General features: G+C 60.2%; 3 protein-coding genes. 1 reads left to right on the top strand and 2 read right to left on the bottom strand.

The window, feature by feature from the left end; all coding sequences use genetic code 11:
* Both pgeF and rluD read right to left on the bottom strand, forming a co-directional pair.
* Nucleotides 1-644, bottom strand: a 644-nt coding sequence (gene pgeF / locus AC1DSG_RS29850) for a peptidoglycan editing factor PgeF (protein ID WP_477794084.1), incomplete at its 3' end; no start/stop codon positions are given.
* Nucleotides 641-1603, bottom strand: coding sequence for a 23S rRNA pseudouridine(1911/1915/1917) synthase RluD (rluD, locus tag AC1DSG_RS29855; RefSeq protein ID WP_007942311.1), 963 nt, complete (start codon nt 1601-1603; stop codon nt 641-643). The genes rluD and pgeF, both read right to left, overlap by 4 nt.
* 151 nt (nt 1604-1754) lie before the next feature.
* Here rluD and AC1DSG_RS29860 point away from each other — a divergent pair, with 151 nt between their 5' ends.
* Complete coding sequence (locus AC1DSG_RS29860) at nt 1755-2777, top strand: outer membrane protein assembly factor BamD (RefSeq protein WP_477794085.1); 1023 nt, start codon at nt 1755-1757, stop codon at nt 2775-2777.
* Nucleotides 2778-2851: the final 74 nt, after the last annotated feature.

Raw genomic sequence — 2851 nt, forward strand, 5'->3', positions numbered from 1 at the left:
GTGCAGTAACCGCCGCCATAAACAGCGGTGACACCACGGGCCGCCAGACGCAAACGCGCCAGCTCATAGATGTCGGCCATGAATTTGCCGGCGTTTGGGCTTGGCACAAAAGCTTGGGCTGCGTCGGGTAATTGCTGAACGAATGTTTCGCGCACTTCCGGGCCAACTTCAAAGGCTTGCGGGCCAATGGCCGGGCCGAGCCAGACAAGCACGTCTTCTGCCGGTGCGGCCAACGCGTCGAGGGTCGCTTCCAGCACACCCGCCGCCAACCCACGCCAACCGGCATGGGCCGCCGCAACGCGAGAGCCTGCACGGTCGCAAAACAGCACCGGCAAGCAGTCTGCGGTCATTGAAGCGCAGGCAATACCGGGCGTGGCTGTCCAACTGGCGTCAGCAGTGGCTACCAGACTTGGGTCCGCGTGGGCCACGGCGATGCCGTGAACCTGTTGCAGCCAGGCCGGTTGAATAGAGAAATGATCGGTGAGGCGACGGCGATTTTCGACCACAGCTTCGGGGCTGTCGTCGACGTGATCACCGAGGTTGAGGCTGTCGAACGGCGCCAGACTGACGCCGCCCGCACGGGTGGTCACACAGGCTTTCACCCCGGCAGGCGCAGGCCAGCCGGGAATCAGCCAGTCACTCATCCGATGAACGCCTCACGGTCTTGCTTGAGCAGGGTCAGCAACCAGACGAAATCGTCCGGCAACGGTGATTCCCAGCTCATGCGTTTACCGGTAGTAGGGTGATCCAGTTCCAGGAACCGCGCATGCAGGGCCTGACGCGGGAACGCCTTCAACGACTCGACCATGGTCACGCTGGCTGCCGGCGGGATACGGAAGCGACCGCCGTAGGCAGGGTCTCCGACCAACGGGTAGTTAATGTGCGCCATGTGCACACGAATCTGGTGGGTACGACCGGTTTCCAGCTTCACCCGCACGTGAGTGTGGGAGCGGAAACGCTCGAGCACGCGGTAGTGGCTGACGGCTTGCTTGCCACCTTCCATCACCGCCATGCGCTGGCGTTGCTGGCCGTGACGACCGATGGGCGCGTTGATCTTGCCACCCGCCGTCACTACACCGATCACGATGCACTCGTAGATCCGGCTTACGCTGCGGCTCTGCAATTGAGTGACAAGCTGTGTCTGCGCCTGAATGGTCTTGGCCACCACCATCAAACCGGTGGTGTCCTTGTCCAGGCGATGCACGATACCGGCGCGGGGCACATTGATAATGTCCGGCACGTGGTGCAGCAAGGCGTTGAGCAAGGTGCCATCAGCGTGACCGGCAGCCGGATGCACCACCAGACCCGCAGGCTTGTTGATCACCAGGATGTCGTCATCTTCATAGACGATGTCCAGCTCGATGTCTTGAGCGATCCATTCGCCCTGAGCTTCCTGCTCGGCAGTCAGTTCAAGAATGGCGCCACCGTGAACGATGTCTCGCGGGCGGATAACCGCCCCATCCACAGTCAGGCGGCCGTCTTTGATCCAGGCGGAAAGGCGCGAGCGCGAGTGCTCAGCGAATAATTGTGCGGCGACTTGATCGAGGCGTTGGCCGCCCAATTCGGACGGCACCTCTGCGCGGAGTTCAATTTTATCGGACATGCTCAGACTAGGCGTCGGCACAGCTTTTGGTTTCGGCTGCGCGCTTGTGGTTAAATACGGCGTCTTTTGCCCCGAGGCTATACAACGGGGCGCTCATCATAACAGGACGGCCACGCCCAAGACAGCGGCCGTCATAGGGACGCAAGCCGCCATGCAAGTGAAACACCTGCTGCTGATCGCCATCCTCGCATTGACCGCTGCTTGCTCATCGAAGGAAGTCGTAGACGAAAACCTTAGCGAAGTCGAGCTGTACCAGCAGGCTCAGCAAGATCTGGACAAGAGTAGCTACACCAGCGCCATTACCAAGCTGAAGGCTCTGGAATCGCGTTATCCGTTCGGTCGCTACGCTGATCAGGCTCAACTCGAACTCATCTACGCGAACTACAAAAACACCGAGCCTGAAGCTGCCAAGTCGGCCGCCGAGCGTTTCATTCGACTGCACCCGCAGCACCCGAATGTGGATTATGCCTACTACATGAAAGGTCTGACGTCCTTTGATCAGGATGTCGGCCTGCTGGCGCGTTTCCTGCCGCTGGACATGAGCAAGCGTGATCCGGGTGCCGCTCGCGACTCCTTCAACGAGTTCGCCCAGCTGACCAGCCGCTTCCCGAACAGCCGCTACTCGCCGGACGCCAAGCAACGCATGATTTACCTGCGTAACCTGCTGGCCGCCTACGAGATTCACGTTGGCCACTATTACCTGACCCGTCAGGCCTATGTCGCCGCCGCGAACCGCGGCCGTTACGTAGTGGAAAACTTCCAGGATACCCCGTCTGTCGGTGACGGCCTGGCGATCATGACTGAAGCCTACCAGCGAATGCATCTGGACGAACTGGAGGCCACCAGCCTCGAAACCCTGAAGCTCAACTACCCGAACCACCCAAGCCTGGAAGACGGTCAGTTCAAGCCTTCGGTCGCCGAAGCTGACAACCGTTCGTGGTTGAGCAAGGCCACACTGGGTCTGATCGAGTCCCGTCCGCCGCTGCCGCCGGGCGAAACCCGCGCCAACCAGGACGTGCAGAGACAGTTCCAGGATGCCAAGGAAGCGATTCCGGCCGAACTGAAGCCTAAAGATGGAAATGGCGACGCAGTCGAAGAAGAGCAACACGAGTCCGAAGGTAACAACAGCGACCGCTCGTGGTTCAGCTACATGACCTTTGGCGTGTTCGACTGACACTTCAGGTTGTACAAAAAGGAGCCTTGCGAGGCTCCTTTTTTGTGGGCGTGATGATTACGCTGTGCGCTCGG

The sequence above is a fragment of the Pseudomonas sp. P5_A12 genome (assembly GCF_056400685.1).